16 protein-coding genes and 1 pseudogene are annotated in these 17,506 nt (G+C 61.8%); 4 read left to right on the top strand and 13 right to left on the bottom strand.

The features are described 5' to 3' along the window. Positions 1-21: 21 nt before the first annotated feature. From CAF77_RS14220 to CAF77_RS14245, 6 genes are read right to left on the bottom strand one after another with little or no spacing between them, the layout of a single operon-like run. Positions 22-1,353 carry a DUF58 domain-containing protein gene (locus CAF77_RS14220; protein ID WP_064383775.1) on the bottom strand — a complete coding sequence of 444 codons (1,332 nt, stop codon included), beginning with the start codon at positions 1,351-1,353 and terminating at the stop codon, positions 22-24. Next, a complete protein-coding gene (locus CAF77_RS14225; protein ID WP_064383774.1) occupies positions 1,350-2,351 on the bottom strand; it encodes a MoxR family ATPase in 1,002 nt (333 codons plus the stop codon). Before CAF77_RS14225 ends, CAF77_RS14220 begins: the two co-directional genes overlap by 4 nt. Then, the gene (locus CAF77_RS14230; protein ID WP_064383773.1) at positions 2,348-3,514 is read right to left on the bottom strand and encodes a DUF4350 domain-containing protein; all 1,167 of its coding nucleotides are present in this window, start codon (positions 3,512-3,514) and stop codon (positions 2,348-2,350) included. Before CAF77_RS14230 ends, CAF77_RS14225 begins: the two co-directional genes overlap by 4 nt. After that, positions 3,511-5,055, bottom strand: coding sequence for a DUF4129 domain-containing protein (locus tag CAF77_RS14235; protein ID WP_064383772.1), 1,545 nt, complete (start codon positions 5,053-5,055; stop codon positions 3,511-3,513). Before CAF77_RS14235 ends, CAF77_RS14230 begins: the two co-directional genes overlap by 4 nt. After that, entirely contained in the window at positions 5,042-6,019 is a 978-nt protein-coding gene (locus CAF77_RS14240; RefSeq protein WP_064383771.1) for a stage II sporulation protein M, read from the bottom strand. Before CAF77_RS14240 ends, CAF77_RS14235 begins: the two co-directional genes overlap by 14 nt. Then, positions 6,016-6,741: an RDD family protein gene (locus CAF77_RS14245; protein ID WP_064383770.1), complete on the bottom strand. Its 726-nt coding sequence runs from the start codon at positions 6,739-6,741 to the stop codon at positions 6,016-6,018. The genes CAF77_RS14240 and CAF77_RS14245 overlap by 4 nt, the downstream gene beginning before the upstream one ends. Before the next feature lie 180 nt (positions 6,742-6,921). Here CAF77_RS14245 and sbcB point away from each other — a divergent pair, with 180 nt between their 5' ends. Then, positions 6,922-8,352, top strand: coding sequence for an exodeoxyribonuclease I (gene sbcB, locus CAF77_RS14250; RefSeq protein ID WP_064383769.1), 1,431 nt, complete (start codon positions 6,922-6,924; stop codon positions 8,350-8,352). A gap of 101 nt (positions 8,353-8,453) precedes the next feature. On the opposite strand, the gene mvaT is transcribed toward sbcB, so the two are convergent. Further along, positions 8,454-8,831 carry a histone-like nucleoid-structuring protein MvaT gene (mvaT, locus tag CAF77_RS14255; RefSeq protein WP_007951234.1) on the bottom strand — a complete coding sequence of 126 codons (378 nt, stop codon included), beginning with the start codon at positions 8,829-8,831 and terminating at the stop codon, positions 8,454-8,456. A gap of 339 nt (positions 8,832-9,170) precedes the next feature. Between mvaT and purU the strand changes: the two genes are divergently transcribed. Continuing rightward, positions 9,171-10,019 carry a formyltetrahydrofolate deformylase gene (gene purU, locus CAF77_RS14260; RefSeq protein ID WP_011335666.1) on the top strand — a complete coding sequence of 283 codons (849 nt, stop codon included), beginning with the start codon at positions 9,171-9,173 and terminating at the stop codon, positions 10,017-10,019. Positions 10,020-10,152: 133 nt separating this feature from the next. After that, on the top strand, positions 10,153-10,329 hold the full coding sequence (locus tag CAF77_RS29360; RefSeq protein WP_007951232.1) for a hypothetical protein: 177 nt from the start codon (positions 10,153-10,155) through the stop codon (positions 10,327-10,329). Here CAF77_RS29360 and CAF77_RS14265 read toward each other — a convergent pair. The 5 genes and pseudogenes from CAF77_RS14265 to CAF77_RS29720 all read right to left on the bottom strand — a co-directional run. After that, entirely contained in the window at positions 10,313-11,311 is a 999-nt protein-coding gene (locus CAF77_RS14265) for a lysylphosphatidylglycerol synthase transmembrane domain-containing protein (protein WP_064383768.1), read from the bottom strand. The genes CAF77_RS29360 and CAF77_RS14265 overlap by 17 nt on opposite strands. Continuing rightward, the gene (locus CAF77_RS14270) at positions 11,308-12,084 is read right to left on the bottom strand and encodes a DUF2334 domain-containing protein (RefSeq protein ID WP_064383767.1); all 777 of its coding nucleotides are present in this window, start codon (positions 12,082-12,084) and stop codon (positions 11,308-11,310) included. The genes CAF77_RS14265 and CAF77_RS14270 overlap by 4 nt, the downstream gene beginning before the upstream one ends. Beyond that, positions 12,077-13,189, bottom strand: coding sequence for a glycosyltransferase family 1 protein (locus CAF77_RS14275; RefSeq protein WP_064383766.1), 1,113 nt, complete (start codon positions 13,187-13,189; stop codon positions 12,077-12,079). The genes CAF77_RS14270 and CAF77_RS14275 overlap by 8 nt, the downstream gene beginning before the upstream one ends. A 157-nt stretch (positions 13,190-13,346) precedes the next feature. Further along, a complete protein-coding gene (locus CAF77_RS29715) occupies positions 13,347-14,111 on the bottom strand; it encodes a methyl-accepting chemotaxis protein (protein WP_371915539.1) in 765 nt (254 codons plus the stop codon). Between the two features lie 93 nt (positions 14,112-14,204). Then, positions 14,205-15,236: pseudogene (locus tag CAF77_RS29720) on the bottom strand (cache domain-containing protein); the annotation flags it as partial. Positions 15,237-15,423: 187 nt separating this feature from the next. Between CAF77_RS29720 and CAF77_RS14285 the strand changes: the two are divergent. Then, positions 15,424-16,911: a helicase HerA-like domain-containing protein gene (locus CAF77_RS14285; protein WP_064384160.1), complete on the top strand. Its 1,488-nt coding sequence runs from the start codon at positions 15,424-15,426 to the stop codon at positions 16,909-16,911. A 10-nt stretch (positions 16,912-16,921) separates the two neighbouring features. Here CAF77_RS14285 and CAF77_RS14290 read toward each other — a convergent pair whose 3' ends face one another. Continuing rightward, the gene (locus CAF77_RS14290) at positions 16,922-17,377 is read right to left on the bottom strand and encodes a DUF721 domain-containing protein (protein ID WP_064383764.1); all 456 of its coding nucleotides are present in this window, start codon (positions 17,375-17,377) and stop codon (positions 16,922-16,924) included. Positions 17,378-17,506 lie beyond the last annotated feature (129 nt).

Consider the following 17,506-nt stretch of genomic DNA (forward strand, 5'->3'; position numbering starts at 1 on the left):
CGCCGCCATCGAGCCGGGGCATTAAAATTCCCCGGCTCTTTTCCAGCTCAAGTACCGGGTCAGCATCTCTGTACCCAGCTTGTCGGGCTCGACATCCAGAACTTGTAGTCCATGGGCGCTCAACTGCTCATGAAGTTCTGCCCGGTCATTCAGGTAATCCACAGTCGCGCAGTATTCAAGCGCTTGCCCGATCGTTTGCACCTGCGCATGCCGTGCGTCTTCAAGTGTGCTCTCTCGCAGGCTGGCAACGAGTACTCGATGCTGTTGGCTAAGCTGTCTGACGGCACTCAGCAGTTCTTCATCATCCTTATCCCGCACATTGGTTACCAACACCACCAGCGCCCGCCGCTTCTGCCTCGCCAGCAACTGATTCACCGCCGCCGGATAATCCGCCGAACGCCGCGTGCTATCCAGATCGTAAACACCGTTGAGCAACACCTTGAGCTGCCCCGCACCTTTGACCGGTGCAATAAACCGCGGCTGATTACTGGCAAAGGTCATGAATCCCACCGCATCCCCCTGCCGCAACGCCACATGACTCAGCAGCAAACATGCATTCAACGCATGATCGAAATGCGACAGCTCCCCATCCTGACTGCGCATCTGCCGCCCGCAATCGAGCATGAAAACAATCTGTTGATCCCGCTCGTCTTCGTACTCCCGGGCAATCGGTGTGCGATGGCGGGCGGTGGCTTTCCAGTCGATCTGGCGCAGGCTGTCGCCTTCGCGAAATTCTCGTAGTTGGTGAAATTCCATTCCCTGGCCACGGCGTTGGCGCTGGCGCACGCCGAGCCGGCTCAGCCAGTTGTCGACCGCCAGCAGTTGGCCGCCGTAGAGGCGGGCGAAGTCGGGGTAGACGCGGGTCTGGTCGGTGATGTTCAGCAGGCGTTTGCCGAACCACAGGCCGAAGGGGCTCGGCAGGTTGAGCTCGCAGGTTTCGAAGCTGAAGTGGCCGCGCTTGAGCGGGCGCAGGCGATAGCCGATCAGGCTGCGCTGGCCGGGTTGCAGCTCGGTGGCGAGTGGCAGGTTTTCAAAGTCCAGGCCATCGGGGATGTGATCGAAGATTTGAATCTCCAGTGGTTGCGGGAAGTCGTGTTCGACCTCCAGCCGCACTTCGCTCCAACGACCGAGGGCCAGGCTGCCGGGCATTTGTCGGTGTACCCGAGGCGATGGCAGGCGCCTGAGGCGCAGTGCGTCCAGCAGGCTCAGTGCAAACAGCGCCAGCAACAATCCCCAGTTGATCGACAGCAGGCTCGCAGGCACCTCGACGTCCAGCGCCTGCAACGCGCCCAGCACAATGCCGATGGCCAGCAGGATCGCCAGCCAGATCAACAGCAGGCGCGAGGGTTTCACAGGCGCGGCGCCGGGATCTGGTCGAGCAATTGCTGAAGGACTTGATCGACTTGCAGCCCTTCGATGTCCAGCTCCGGTGCAAGGCGTACACGATGGCGCAACACCGCCAGTGCGCAACCCTTGATGTCGTCGGGAATCACGAATTCACCGCCGCGCAACAGGGCCCTGGCGCGGGCGCAACGCACCAGTGCAATAGAGGCGCGCGGTCCGGCGCCGAGGCTCAGTCCCGGCCAGGTGCGGGTGCTGCGCGCCAGACGCACGGCGTAATCGAGCACCTGATCGTCCAGCGGCAGATCGCTGGCGATGCGTTGCAGGGCTTGCACGTCCTTGGCCTGCAACACGGTGCGCAGCGGTTGCACATCGAGCATGTCGGCGCGGGTCGAGCGGCTGACCTGACGCACCATGTCCAGCTCCTGGTCGGCGTCGGGGTAATCCATGCGCACCTTGATCATGAAACGGTCAAGCTCGGCTTCCGGCAGGGGATAGGTGCCTTCCTGTTCGATCGGGTTCTGCGTGGCGAGCACCATGAACGGTTGAGCAATCGGCAGGGCCCGGCCTTCGAGAGTGACCTGACGTTCCTGCATCGCTTCGAGCAGGGCGGCTTGCGTCTTGGCCGGGGCGCGGTTGATCTCATCGGCCAGCAACAGGTGGGTGAACAGCGGACCTTTGCGCAGTTTGAATTGTTCGGTCTGCAGGTCGTAGACAGCGTGGCCGGTGACGTCGCTGGGCATCAGGTCCGGGGTGAACTGAATGCGCGCGAACTCGCCGCCGAAGCACTTCGCCAGGGCGCGTACCAACAAGGTTTTGCCGAGGCCGGGAACGCCTTCGAGCAGCACATGGCCGCCGGCGATCAGCGCGGTCAGCACATCGTCGATCACCGGGTTCTGGCCGATCAGCGCCTTCTGCAATTCGCCGCGCACCGCCTGGGCCAACTGGCTGGCGCGCTGGCGTTGCTGAGCCACGTGGCTGGGTGAGCCGGGTTCGATGTGTTCGGTCATAGCGTGTTCCTCAAGGCTTGCAGGTGGGCGACCTGACGGCAGAATTCGGCGCTGGACATGCGCCGCTTCGGTGCCGGGCTCAGGGCCTGGCTGATGGCACGGGTTGGTTGGCGGGTCAGGCGCGACAGCACCAGCCATTGTTCGGCGACATTCAGTTGGTCGAAACCGGGATGACGGTGACGGGCACGGCGCAGGACGTCCTGCTGCAACGCTTGCAGCAAGGTCTGCTGGCCGTTGTGACGCAGGACGAAACCGGCACTGGCGCGCAGGTGTTCCATCAACTGCCGACGACCGCTGGGGGCGGTCGCCTGCACCGGGCCGTGACGCACGCCGACATGCCACAGCCACAGGCCGATCAACGCCAGCAAGGCGACGATGGCCTGCGGGAAATAGCGCCAGAGCAAGGTCGGCAGACCGTCGTGTTCGGTGTTGTACAACAAGGTCACGGCGGTGTCGGCGCTGAGGTACCAGAGCAGCCAGGCATTGTCGTGCTGCGCAATCGCCGGGGTTTTCCACAGATCGGCATCGGTGACCACGGTGATCGTGCCGAGGCCGAAAGCCAGTTGCATCATGTGCGTGGCTTTCGCGCTGTTGGCCCAGGCCTGGGCGAGGTTTTTCGGGTCGTCGAGGTGGAACGCGGTGTCGAATCCGGCGTAGGCGGGTGCGTCTTCGTCTTCCAGATAGAGTTTGGTCAGATTCGGGAACGGGTCTTCGGCGGCATCCGGCGGCGGATCCTTGAGATCCTTGCTGAAGGATTGACGCAGTTGCACGCGGTCGAGCAGCAGGTCGTTGCTCTGGCCGGTCTTTTCATCCCAGATCGATTCGGCGACGAACACCAGCCTTCCGCCGGCCCGGGCCCAGTTCAATACCTGGTCAACCTGACGCGGAGTCATTTTCGAGCGGTCGTTGAACATCAGCAAAGTGTGCTGGCGCGGATCGATTTCAGGTAGCACGGCAAGGCTTTCGGCATGGCTGACGTCGATCCCGCGCTTGCGCAGAAACATCTCAGCCGCCAGATAAGGGTTGGCTTGCGCGGCGGGAGACGGGCCGTGATCGACCTCGGCCTGGTAAGGCGTGGCCTTGAGGTACAGATAAATGCCCAGCGCAGCGAGCAGGGCGACGATCAGCGCACCGCCCAGAAGCCAGAGCGCGCGCCGGTTCAACGGGCGGCTCCGTGGCCGAACAGGGAGCGCCAGCCATCACACAATTCCTGTTGCAGATGTGCCGCCGGTACGCGGTGCCCGTAGGCCATGTTCTGCCAATGGCCGGTGAGGTGACGGCTATAAGTGAGCAGATCCGGACGTTGCAACTGCTCGATCCGGGCCAGCACTTCGTTTTCGGTATCGGCGGGTTTCAGGTTCAGGTTGAAATCGTGCAGCAGATGACAGAGCAGTGCCCGGTACAAAAGCCCCAATGCCGCACGCGGCTCGGTTTGCCAGAGCTGTTCCGCGTGGCTGGCGATGTCATCCGGCAGGCTTTCCTTTTGCAGATCCAGACCGAAGGCTTGTTGTGGCAAGGGCCTTTTGGTCTGTTTGGGCAAGCGCGGACGGCGGCCGACGAAGGTTTGCAGAAAGTCCCGATAGCGCCAGAGCAGCCAGCCGAGTCCTGCGATCACTGCGCCCCACAGCACGACTTCAATCGCCTTGGCCAGGCCGTCGAGGTGTCGGCCGTCCAGCCAGTCGAGCAGTGTTTTCAACCATTGCGGTGCTTCACTTTCCCTGGCTTTTTCGGCGGCAGCGGGATCTTCGCCGAAGCGATAACGGGTGACGGTTTCCTTGTTCTTGAACGGCGGTTGTTCGAGCAAGGCCTTGATGCTGTCGCGTGATGCCTCGCTGGTCAGCGGCTGATTCAACAGACGCGGTGCATCAGGCGCAGTGGCAGGTTCGGCAGCCCAGGCTGAGGGCAACCCCGGCAACAGCAGACACATCACCAGCAGCAAGCCGATTGCGCTGCTGTTCAAACGCTGGCGCAAGCGGCGGAACACCAGTTCGATGTCCCAGGCTTCGAGGACGGTGCGGCGGTTCAGATACAGGCTGAACCCGCAGGCGACATACACCGGTTCCCAGATCACCAGGATCAGCGCATAGAACGCATTGGTCAGATGCTCCAGCCAGCGCCATTCGTGGTCGGCTGCGAAGATCAGGCTTTGCCAGTCCCAATCGGTTTCGACCTGTTGCGGCAGAAGCAGGTAGAACAACACCATCAGGCCGATCCACAGCGCCGTTTCCAGATGCACGCCGATGATCGTCAGCCACTGCGCGGCGCCGGCATTGCGTTGCAACAGTACTTGCAAACGCTGCTGGCGCGCCGTGCCGTCGAGGCCTTCGAGTTGCAGCACCGGCAGCAGGAAGCTGCGGCTCAGGCTGAACCGGCGCCAGGTCAGGCTGGCGATGAGTTGCGGCTTGAGCAGGCGCGGCCATTGGCGCAAGGCCTGTTTCAAGGTGGGTGTTTCGCCGAACAGCGCCTTGGACAGGATGTACAGCGGCAAGCGTTCGTAGGCCGGTTTCAGCCACCAGAAGATGAACACGGCGAGTGACGGTGAATCCCACAACAACAGGCTGAGTATTGCGAACAGCGGCAGGGTGACGAGGGCCCAACTGGTCATCAGCAGGCGCCGGTGCTGCTGGCTCATGAGCACGCCCAGGTCCATGGCTTCCCAGGTGGTGCGCGGACGGATTGCCACGGTTGCGTCACTCAGGCGCATGGCGGGTCCTTCCGGCGAACAGCAGATAGAGCGCCACGCAGAGCCAGAGCCCGGCGCCGACCAGGTATTTGGTCTGCGGCGAAACCCCGGTGCGCGACGACCAGTAGGCTTCGATTAACGCGGCGATCAACAGGAACAGCATCACGCCACAGATCAGCAGGATGCTCCGGCGCGCCGCAATCTGCAGCGCCTCGATTCGTGTAAGGCGTCCCGGCGCAATCAACGCCCAGCCCAGTTTCAGCCCCCCCGCACCGGCCAGAACAATCGCACTGAGCTCAAATGCCCCGTGCCCGATCACGAATGACCAGAAGGTCTGGCCGAAGCCGATTTCACTCAGGTGCCCGGCCACCGCGCCGATGATCAGGCCGTTGTAGAACAGGAAAAACGCGCTGCCCACTCCCAGCAGCAAACCACTGGCGAAGGTCTGAAAGGCAATGCCGATGTTGTGCATGATGTAGTAGCCGAACATCACCCAGTCTTCGCTCGCCGCGCGTTCGGCCGAACGCCCGAGGTGGCCGGCGACCGGGTCGTACATGCTTTGCATCTCGCGGACCTGCTCGGCCGGGATCAGGCTGTAGATCAATTCGGGACTCAGATACACCAGCACCCCGAAACCGATCAGGCTGCCGAAGAACAGCAGAGCGGCGGCCAGCACGAAGCGCCATTCGGCGCGCACCAGTTGTGGAAAACCGGCCAGGATGAAACCCGGCACGTTCGCGCCGATCCGGCTGCGATGCCGGTAAAGCTGTTGATGACCGCGCAGCACTTGCTGTTGCAGGGAGTCGACCAGAAAACTGCTGTAGCCGCGCTCCTGCGCCAGGGCCAGATGCTGGCAGAGGCGCCGGTAAGCCTTGGGAAATTCCGCCACCTGCGAGGTGCCCTTGCCGCGTTCCAGGCGTTCGAGAGCCAGCGTGAAACGCTCCCATTCGGCCTTGTGGCGGGATTCGAAAAGGCTTTGCTTCATGTCGGCCCCAACAGGCCGCGAGCGATGCCGTTGAGCTCACCGACGGCTTTCGGCGCGCTGATGTGCAGTGGTTGAGCGAGCAGTGCAGCGAGTTCATTGACCCGTGCCGTCGAAAGCTCGCCCTGGCGCTCGGCGAAAGCGAGCAGGGCACGTTGTTCAGTCTGGGTCAGCGGGATCGGCGAACGACGGGGTTCGGCATCGAGTAATTGCGGGCGCTTGAGCGGGCGTTCGCTGTAGATCACCAGCGTGCCGGCCGCGATGTCGCCGAGGCGTTTGAAGGTCGGGTGTTGCAGGCAACTGATCGCACCGAGGAAATAGCCGAACGGCATCAGGTCGACAAAGCGCAGCAGGTTGCGCAACAGGGAGGCCGACCAGCCGACCGGCGTGCCATCGTCGTGCACCACCCGCAGGCCCATCCATTGTTTCCCCGGCGAGCGACCCTGACGCAGTACTTCGAACAGCACCATGTACCACCAGCTCACCACGAACAGCAACAGTGAGCCCAGGCCGATGCCGAGCTTGCCGAACAGCGCCAGCACCATGAGCAGCAGGCCCAGAAGCAGCCCGCGCAACCCCAGATCGATGGTGAACGCCACGGCGCGCACCATCAGGCCGGCGGGACGCAGCGGCAGGTCGATGCCTTCCGGCGTTTCGACCTGGTGCCGCGTGTCCAGTGGCGGGGCCAGCGGTGCTTTCCTTGGCGGTGCTGTGGTCTCGAGCATGGGCTACCTGATGTTGCCGGATCGGGATGCAAGTGCGTCCGATGCTAGCAGTCTCTCGGGGGGAAACGACATAACTATGTCATACACATCCTTCAACCAAAGGTGACCGAATGATGCGGCGCTGGCCGCGACGGCGCTTGAACGCCTAGACTTTGCCGATCTTCAGTTCAGGAACCGCCCGTGACTTCCATCTTCTGGTACGACTACGAAACCACCGGCATCAACCCCCGATGCGACCGTCCGTTGCAGGTGGCCGGGATCCGCACCGACCACGAACTCAACGAAATCGACGCGCCGGTCAATCTCTACTGCCAGCCCAGCGAAGACATCCTGCCGCACCCGGCGGCGTGCGCAATCACCGGCATCACGCCGAGTCGTCTCGCCGAACAAGGCTTGAGCGAAGCCGACTTCATGACCCGGGTTCATTCTCAGCTCGCCGCCCCCGGCACCTGCGGCGCGGGATACAACACCTTGCGCTTCGACGACGAGATGACCCGCTACAGCCTGTACCGCAATTTTTTCGATCCCTATGCCCGTGAGTGGCAGGGCGGCAACAGTCGCTGGGATCTGATTGATGTAGTGCGCGCCGCCTACGCATTGCGCCCCGATGGTCTGGTCTGGCCGACCGATGATGAAGGCCGGGTGACGCTCAAGCTCGAACGCCTGACCGCTGCCAATGGCATTGATCACGGCAACGCGCACGAAGCCTTGTCGGACGTGCGGGCCACCATTGCCCTGGCCCGATTGATCCGCGAGAAACAGCCGAAGCTGTATGACTGGCTGTTCCAGCTGCGCAGCAAACAGAAGGTGATGGACCAGATTCGTCTGTTGCAGCCGATGGTGCACATTTCCGGTCGCTTCTCGGCTGCGCGCAGTTATGTCGGCGTGGTGCTGCCGCTGGCCTGGCATCCGCGCAACAAGAACGCGCTGATCGTGTGTGATCTGCACCTGGACCCGCAGGGGCTGCTCGACCTGGATGCCGAAACATTGCGTCAGCGCCTGTATACCCGGCGTGACGAATTGACCGAAGACGAGTTGCCGGTGCCGCTCAAGCTTATTCACATCAACAAGTGCCCGGTGGTGGCGCCATTGTCGGTGTTGCGTGCTGACGATCAGCAGCGCTTGGGTCTGGACATGGCCTTGTATCAGGCGCGCGCCTTGCGACTAAGTGACGCACAACAAGTTTGGAAAGATAAAGTCTCGGCGATTTATGCCAGCGAAGATTTCACCTCGAGTGAAGATCCCGAACAACAGTTGTACGACGGATTTATCGGTGATCGTGATCGTCGTTTATGTGAGCAAGTGAGGGCGACCGATCCTGGCCAATTGGCGCGAGAGCAATGGCCGTTCGATGACGAACGTTTGCCTGAATTGTTGTTTCGATATCGAGCACGTAACTTTCCCGATACGTTGAATTTCGAAGAGCAAGAGCGCTGGAGAATCTTTTGCCGGCAGCGCTTGTCCGCGCCGGAGTGGGGCGCGCCTAATACCTTGAAATCTTTTGCCGAGGCCATGGAGCAATGGCTGCTTAGTGCTACGCCGATGCAGGCCGAGGTGTTGGTTGAATGGCAGAACTATGTCCAGGCATTGCGCAAACGTTTGGATCTTTGAAATCGAACATGTCCGGCGCTTGAATGCCGGGCATAAAAAAACGCCAGCATTCGCTGGCGTTTTTTTTTGTCACAGAAGCGCTTTGCGACAAGGGTTGCGGCTTAGCCCAGCAGGGTAGCCCAGCCTTCAACCACGTCACCGCCCCACTTGGCTTTCCACTCTTTCAGAGTTTTGTGGTTGCCACCTTTGGTTTCGATGACTTCGCCGTTGTGCGGGTTTTTGTATTGTTTAACTTTGCGAGCACGCTTGGTGCCGGTAGTTTTGGCTGCGCCGCCACGTGGTGCCTTGGTTTTGGACTCTGGATCCAGCAGCGCGATGATGTCGCGCAGGGATTTGGAATATTCGCCCATCAGTGTGCGCAGTTTGCCTTCGAATTCCAGCTCGGCTTGCAGTTTGTCGTCTTGCGACAGGTTCTTCAAACGGGCTTGCAGCTCTTTGATAGCTTCTTCGGTGGCACGATATTCGTTGATCAAGGACATGATTACTACCTTATGTGGGAGTGCGCGATGGCAGGGGACAGTGCTGCAATAATAGTCAGGCTGTTTCATCAAGTAAACATTTAACCGGGGTTTTTATTTGAATTAGTTACGTTGAAAAGCCCTGAATTGAATGTTCAGTTAAATATTGTGATGGAGTCTTCACAGATATTCACACAGGGCTGTTCAAGCATGGCTATTGCAGCGCCATCATTCTGGCGTTCGCGAGCGTCAAAAAAGCTGCGACGGGGTGCCGTAAGCCTCCGAGGGTCATCATTACTGCAGTTTTCCCGCGCAGTCGCTAGAATGGCGGCCTTTGCGAAGTTCTGGAGTTTCCCCCTCATGCGCACTTTTCGGTTGGTGATTTCTTGCCCGGACCGCGTTGGCATCGTTGCCAAAGTCAGTAACTTTCTGGCGGCCCACAATGGCTGGATCACCGAAGCGAGCCACCACTCGGATAATCAGGTTGGCTGGTTCTTCATGCGTCACGAAATCCGTGCCGATTCCCTGCCTTTCGGTATCGAGGTATTGCGCGAGAAGTTTGCACCGATCGCCGAAGAGTTCTCGATGGACTGGCGCATCACCGACACCGAGCAGAAAAAACGCGTGGTGCTGATGGCCAGCCGCGAATCCCACTGCCTGGCCGACCTGCTGCACCGCTGGCACAGCGATGAACTCGATTGCGAGATCTCCTGCGTGATTTCCAACCACGACGACCTGCGCAGCATGGTCGAGTGGCACGGCATTCCTTATTACCACGTGCCAGTCAATCCGCAGGACAAGCAACCGGCCTTTGATGAGGTATCGCGTCTGGTCAAACAGCACGACGCCGAAGTCGTGGTGCTGGCGCGTTACATGCAGATCCTGCCGCCGGACATGTGCCGTGAATACGCGCACAAGGTCATCAACATTCACCACAGCTTCCTGCCGTCGTTCGTCGGTGCCAAACCGTACCACCAGGCCTCGATGCGTGGCGTGAAGCTGATCGGTGCGACCTGCCACTACGTGACCGAAGAGCTGGATGCCGGCCCGATCATCGAGCAGGACGTGGTGCGTGTCAGCCACAGTGACAGCATTGAAGACATGGTGCGTTTCGGCCGTGACGTCGAGAAGATGGTGCTGGCTCGTGGCCTGCGCTACCACCTGGAAGACCGCGTGCTGGTGCACGGCAACAAGACCGTGGTGTTCTGATTCAGGATCGTTCCCACGCTCTGCGTGGGAATGCCTCTTCAGACGCTCCGCGTCTGCTCTGGGACGCAGGGCGTCCCGGGCTGCGTTCCCACGCAGAGCGTGGGAACGATCCACGGACCTTGAGGACATACCGATGAGCGATCCACTGGACAAAGCCACGTCCAAAGCCCCCGCCACCCTCGGCGAAGGCTGCCTGAGCCGCTATGACCCGGATGACCTCAGTCCGGAGGACGGCACGGAGTTTCCCGGCGCTGCCGAACTGTGGGAACAACTCAAGGACGAAGAGGATGACCTCAAGAAGCCTGTCTGACGCTCAGCAGCTTTTTCAGCAATGGCCGGCCCAGCATCAGTAGAAACACCGGGCCACCGACCAGCAGATAGAAGTAATACGTCACCACCCGCCAGATCAGGATCGCCGCCGCCGCGGTCGATTTGCCGACCATCGGCGCCAGCAGCGCCGCCGAGGTCAATTCCGCAGCACCGGCCCCGCCCGGCAGCAGGCTGAATTGCCCCGCCCCCAGCGAAAGCATCTGGATCAGAAACGTCCAGGCCCACTGCACATCCGCCCCCAGCCCACGCAACGCCAGATACAGCACGCTATATCGCAATGACCAATGCACGCAGGTCAGGACGAAAACTTTGATCAATGTCTGCCACGGCAACTTCAGCGCATCGGTGAACGCGGCCAGAAAGTGCAGCAACTGCCGCGCCCAGCGCCGTCGGGTGCGGGGTTCGACGTTCATCCCGGCCAGCAGGCGCCCGCTGAGGCGAATCAATCGGCGGTGATAGCGCGCGACCAGCACGCAACTGAGCAAGCCCCCGGACAATGACACGGCGCTGACACTCAGCAGCCATTCCATACGGTCGCTGAGATGCTGGAACAGCGCGTAGATCAGGATCCCGCTGAGGGCGCAGAGGAAGAACAGCAGATCACTCAACTGATCCATCGCAAACACTGCACTGCCCCGGGCCGGGCGCACGCCGCTGCGGGCCAGCAGCGCCATGATCGTCAACGGCCCTCCGCTGCCGCCGGGCGTGGCGCACCAGGCGAATTCGGCCGCCATCACCACCCCAAGGCTTTTGACCGGTGTGACCCGGTCACGCTGATCGCCGAGCAACAGCCGCAGGCGCAGGGTGTTGATGCCCCAGCACAGCAGAACCATGGCGAACATGATCAACAGCCAATTCAGCGGGAAAGCCTGCAGGCGCTCCCAGGTCTCGCTGCCGCCAAGCAGGACAGGAACCGCCACGGCCACCAGCAGGCCGATCAGCAGCAGAATGCCGCGACTCAAGCGGCACGCTCGGCTTGCGTGCGCTGGCGTGTCAGCCAGTCGATTTTGGTCATTGGGATGCGCCCGTCCGCCAGCAGTCGTTCAAGGGTGCGCCACCAGTAATCCCGGGAAAAACGGTGGCGCATGTCCACCGGGTGCAAGCCTAGACGAATCACCGGCGCCTGACGCCAGCGCTGCTCGCGCTGTTCGCTGACGATCCTCGATATCCCGCGACGCCAGGCGCTGCGAGCACTCCAGACCAGTCCCGGGGCCTCGACTGCGGCGAAATCCGGCAGGTGATAAAGATGTTGCGGATCACTGGTGTAGCGCAGCGGCAATTCGCGCAGTGCCTGGCGGGTGCCGGCGCTCATCAACCAGGCCGGTGCCACGAAACCGTGTAGCGGCCAGCAATGGCGTCGGAACAGATCGATGCCGAGGCGCAGGCGGGCGAGGGCGGCTTCACGGGACAGTTGATAAAACTCGCCTTCATGGGTGTAGACCCGGCGCATGAACCAGTCGCGTGCCGTGCGCGGACCAGGCTCGGTGTCTTCATGGAAATGGCCGTGCAGCGCCAGTTCATCGCCGCGGGCGACGCGCTCGTCGAGCATTCGACAGAACTCCGGGTGGGCCTCGAGGGCATCGTGTCGATGGAAATCCGGGACCACCAGCCACGTCATCGGGACGTTGCCCAACCGGTCAACGGCTTCGACAAATTCTCGATAATCGGCCCACGTGGAGGGTGCCACGTCATGCAGCACCAGCATTAACGTCGGGCGCTCGTGAGATTCAGCCATTGGCCACCCGAGGAACCGAATCGCCGAGTACGGCGTGGTAGTGGCCCAGCAGGCTGTCGACCACCGTGTCCCAGGCGTAATGCCGCTCCACGTGCTGGCGTGCCTGTTGACCAAGTACTCCAGCCCCGCGACTGAACAGCTCACGCACGGCATTGGCCATGGCTTGCGCATTGTTCGGCGCGCAGAGCAGGCCACAGGATTCGCTGACGATTTCCTCGAACGCCCCGGCCGCCACCGCCACCACCGGAATGCCGCAGGCCATGGCCTCCAGGATCACCAGGCCGAAGGTTTCCTGATCGCCGGCGTGGATCAGTGCGTCGGCACTGGCCATCAGCCGCGCGACCTGTGCGGCCGGGCAGAACCGGTCGATCACGCTGACGTTGTCCGGGACGGACGCCGGCATCGACGAACCGACCAACAGCAAGTGATAACGCGGGCCCAGGCGCTTCATGCAGTCGAGCAGCACCGGCAGGTTTTTCTCCTTGGAGCCCCGACCGGCGAAGATCAACAGGCGCGAATCCTCGGCGATCCCCAGTTCGCTGCGCAGCGCGGCGTCGTGGGCAGCGGGGTGGAAGGTCTGAAGGTCAACGCCCAACGGTTGCACGAAGACATTGCGCACGCCCAGCCCGCTGAGCTTGTCGGCCATGACCTGGCTGGGCGCCAGCACCCGGTCGAAATTGCCGTACAACTTGCGCACATACGCGTCGACATTCGGCGTGACCCAGTGGCCCATGCGGTTGCCCACCAACAATGGCAGGTCCGAGTGATAGAAACCGATCACCGGCACATCCAGTTGTCGCCGTGCATCGAGCGCGGCCCAGGCGGTGAGGTAAGGGTCGCCGACTTCGATCAGATCGGGTTGCAGATCCTGCAGTACGTTTCGCCAAGGGGCCAGGCGCAAGGGGAACCGATAGCCTTTGCCGAAAGGCAGGGCAGGGGCGGGAACCGTGTAGACGCCATCATCTTCACCGAAATGCGCGCCGGGTATCAGCAGGCTGTGGCGGATCCCGGGCTTCACACCCAGGCGACGGTGCTTGGCATCCAGATAGGTGCGCACGCCGCCGCTGGCCGGGGCGTAGAACATGGTGATGTCAGCGATATGCACGGTGAACGTCCCTCCGCGTTGATCTCCCTTGGTTGACCTTTATCAAGAATAGATGTTCGGTCGGGGTTTCGCGGTGGGGTGCAAGGCCGGTTTCGGAGGGATGTTGGTCGTCTTCGTCGGACAGTTGTGAACGACGAAGACGACCGGGAGAACGGCTTTAAATGCGGAAGCTGCCCACCAGTTGCTTCAAGCGCGAAGCCTGCTGCTCCAGATCCGAACAGGCTCGCAACGTCGCCTGCAAGTTCTCGACGCCCTCCTGGTTCAGCGTGTTGATCTCGGTGATATCCACGTTGATCGACTCGACCACGGCAGTCTGTTCCTCGGTCGCGGTGGCCACCGACTGGTTCATCCCGTCGATTTCACCGATGCGCTGGGTCACGCTGTTCAGACGTTCGCCGGCGAGGTTGGCGATCTCTACGCTGTCCTGGCTGTGGCGCTGGCTGTCGCTCATGGTGCTGACGGACTCGCGGGCGCCGACTTGCAGCTCCTCGATCATGGTCTGCACCTGTTGCGCCGATTCCTGGGTGCGGTGGGCGAGGTTGCGTACCTCGTCCGCCACCACCGCAAATCCGCGCCCGGCTTCACCGGCCCGCGCTGCTTCAATGGCCGCGTTGAGCGCCAGCAGGTTGGTTTGCTGGGAAATGCTGGTGATCACTTCCAGGATCTGGCCGATGTTCACGGTCTTGCTGTTCAGCGATTCGATATTGCTGCTGGATGCGCTGAGCATGCTCGACAGTTGGTTCATCGCCTTGATGCTGCGCTCCACCACTTGCTGACCGTCTTCGGCCAGGCCACGGGCGTCGCTGGCCTGGGTCGAGGCTTGTGCGGCGTTGCGGGCGATTTCCTGGGCGGCGGCGCCGAGTTGGTTGATGGCGGCGGCCACGCTGTTGGTGCGCGAGGCTTGCTGGTCGGAGTTGTACATCGACGAGTTGGACGCCGCGACCACGCGCAGGGCGACTTCGTTGACCTGGCCGGTGGCCGACGACACTTCGCGGATCGAGCCGTGGATACGTTCGACGAAACGGTTGAACGCCGTGCCGAGCACGCCGAACTCGTCCTGGTTCTGGATGGTCAGGCGTTTGGTCAGGTCGCCTTCGCCATCCGCAATGTCTTCCATGGCGCGGGTCATCACGTGCAGCGGCTGGATCAGGATGCGGATCAGCATGCCGAGCAGGGCGATGATGATCGCCACGGCAATCGCGGTCGCGATCACGGCCGAAGTGCGGAATTCGCTGAGCATCGAGAAGGCTTTGTCCTTGTCCACCGACAAGCCGATATACCAGTTCACCGACGGCAGACCCTTGATCGGGGTGAAGTTGACGATGCGGGTCTTGCCGTCGACGGTGACTTCACTGAAATCGCTGCTGATGCGCGGGGTGTCCTGCGGATAGGCTTCCTTCAGGGACTTCATCACCAGCGCTTTGTCCGGATGCACCAGGATCTTGCCGTCGGCGCTGACCAGGAACGCGTAGCCCATGCCGGAGAAATCCCGGGCGCTGAGGGTGTTGATCAGGGTTTGCAGGCTCAGGTCGCCGCCCACCACGCCGACGCTCTGGCCGGCCTTTTTCGCGGCGGTGGCGATGGAAATGATGGTCTGGCCGGTGGCCGCGTCGATGTACGGTTCAGTCAGGGTCGAGGTGCTGCTGCTTTCGGCACCTTTATACCAAGGGCGAACACGCGGATCGAAACCGTCCGGCATCTTCGCGTCCGGGCGGATGGTGAAGTGCCCGGTGGCATCGCCGAGGTAGGACGCCATGAAGGTTGAGGTCAGGGCTTTCTGTTCCAGCAGGCTGGCGACGGCGGCGGGCTCGGGATTGATGGCGATATTCTGGGCAGCGTTCTCGATCAGCAGGATGCGCCCGCTGAGCCAGGTCTGGATATTGTCGGCTGTGACCTCGCCCATCTCGTTGAGGTAATTGTCCAGGTCCTCGCGGATCGCATTGCGCTGCAACCAGTCGTTGTACAGCGTGAACGAGGCAAAGGCGGCAATGACGATGAGGGCGGCGGCAAGCAAAATTTTGTGGCTGAAACGCAGATTTTTGTTCATGGCTTGGGGTTCCGCTAAGGTCTTATTATTCAGGGCGTGCTTCTATAGATGCTCGCTAGGTGGGCTTGATGAGTACAAGCAGGTATTTCCGCTTCTCCTTAGGGAAATCTCCGATGCGGATGTCAGTCGCATCTGTCACCTTTAGCTATCGGCCATGATCGACAAAGATTAACCATTGGGTGACCAAATGCCTGACTCCTTGAAACTCGTAATCGGCGCCGACCTCGCCGGGCAACCGATCGCTCAGGCCATGCGCCTGGCCAACCGTCACGGACTGGTGGCCGGGGCTACCGGTACCGGCAAGACCGTCACCTTGCAGCGCCTGGCCGAGGCATTCAGCGACGCCGGGGTCGCGGTGTTCGCCGCCGACGTCAAGGGCGACCTGTGCGGCCTCGGTGCTGCCGGCAACCCTCAGGGCAAGATCGCCGAGCGCATCGCCGGCATGCCGTGGCTCAATCACAAGCCTCAGGCGTATCCCGTGACCTTGTGGGACATCCACGGTCAGTCCGGTCATCCGCTGCGCACTACGTTGAGTGAAATGGGCCCGCTGCTGATCGGCGCCTTGCTGGAACTGACCGACAGCCAGCAGTCGGCGCTGTACGCAGCGTTCAAGGTGGCGGATCGCGAAGGCCTGTTGTTGCTGGATCTCAAAGATCTGAAGGCACTGCTCAATCATCTCAAGGACAATCCGCAACTGCTGGGCGAAGACGCGGCGCTGTTCACCACCGGCTCCAGCCAGGCGCTGTTGCGGCGTCTGGCGACGCTGGAGCAGCAGGGCGCCGAGGCGTTGTTCGGCGAGCCGGCGTTGCAACTGGAAGATATTCTGCAACCGACCGCTGACGGTCGCGGGCGCATCCATTTGCTGGATGCCAGTCGTCTGGTGCATGAGGCGCCGAAGGTCTACGCGACTTTCCTGCTGTGGCTGCTGGCCGAGCTGTTCGAGCAATTGCCTGAGCGTGGCGATGCCGACAAACCGTTGCTGGCGCTGTTTTTCGATGAGGCGCATTTGTTGTTCGGTGACACGCCCAAGGCGTTGCAGGAGCGGCTTGAGCAAGTGGTGCGGCTGATTCGCTCGAAAGGTGTGGGCGTGTATTTCGTTACCCAGTCGCCGGGCGATCTGCCGGACGATGTGCTGGCGCAACTGGGGCTGCGGATCCAGCACGGCCTGCGCGCATTTACCGCCAAGGAGCAGAAATCCCTGCGGGCGGTGGCGGACGGCTTCCGGCCGAATCCGGCGTTCGACACATTGTCGGTGCTCACCGAACTCGGGATTGGCGAGGCCCTGGTCGGCACCTTGCAAGAAAAGGGCACGCCGGAAATGGCGCAGCGGGTGCTGGTGGCGCCGCCGCAATCGCGGATCGGGCCGTTGACCGAGACTGAGCGCACAATGCTGATCGCCGGTTCGCCGTTCAAGGGCCGTTATGACAAACCGATTGATCGCGAGTCGGCCTATGAAATCCTGATGGGCCGCAAGGGGCTGGCGCCGGAGGCTGAAGCGGCGCCGGGCAAACCGGCGGCTGAAGAGCCGAGTCTGGCGGACAAGGCCGGAGAATTTCTCGGCACGGCGGCGGGGCAGGCGCTCAAGTCGGCGATGCGCCAGGCAGCGAACTCGCTGGGTAAACAATTGGTGCGCGGCCTGATGGGGTCATTGCTCGGCGGCAGCAAACGCCGCTGATCAACAAGGCTCAGGACTTGGGTTTGGCGTGGGCGGCCAGTCGTTCCAGTGCCGCCCGCAGATTCGGATCGCTGATCCCGTCGGCGGTGGCCTGGATGGTCGCCGCCGCATCCGTCGACAGATCGATCGTCGGCCCGTTCGCCTCGCGCTGGAGGGTCGGTGGCCGCACGGCGAACTTGATCCGCGTCAGATTGGCGAACTCGTCGAACATCTGCAGTTGCCGTTGCAGACGTTTCTGCTGATAGCGCAGACGCGTGGCCCAATGACCGTCGGTGACGATCAGCAACAGTTCGCCTTCGCGCCACTTGGCGACGTGGCAGTGTTCACGGGCGGCGGGTTGCAGTTGGCTTTCGAGCAGACGTTGCAGATGAGCCAGGCGCTGGGCGTGACCGAGGATGGCTTTCAACGGCCTGGCTTCGCGTAGCAGAACGGCGGGCGCTCTGGCTGTGAGAGGGCGAAATGCCATGATCTAGGACCTGAAGTTGCAGAGGCGCCATGGTAGCAGATAGCACCCATTTCACTCGCCCATTGCTTTTGTCCCTGCTTTGCCCATTAAATCAACGACTAACTTCTTCGCTGTACGGCTTGAAGTTGA

It is taken from the genome of Pseudomonas sp. R15(2017), from assembly GCF_002112685.1.
GTDB classification, from domain to species: Bacteria; Pseudomonadota; Gammaproteobacteria; order Pseudomonadales; family Pseudomonadaceae; genus Aquipseudomonas; species Aquipseudomonas glycinae.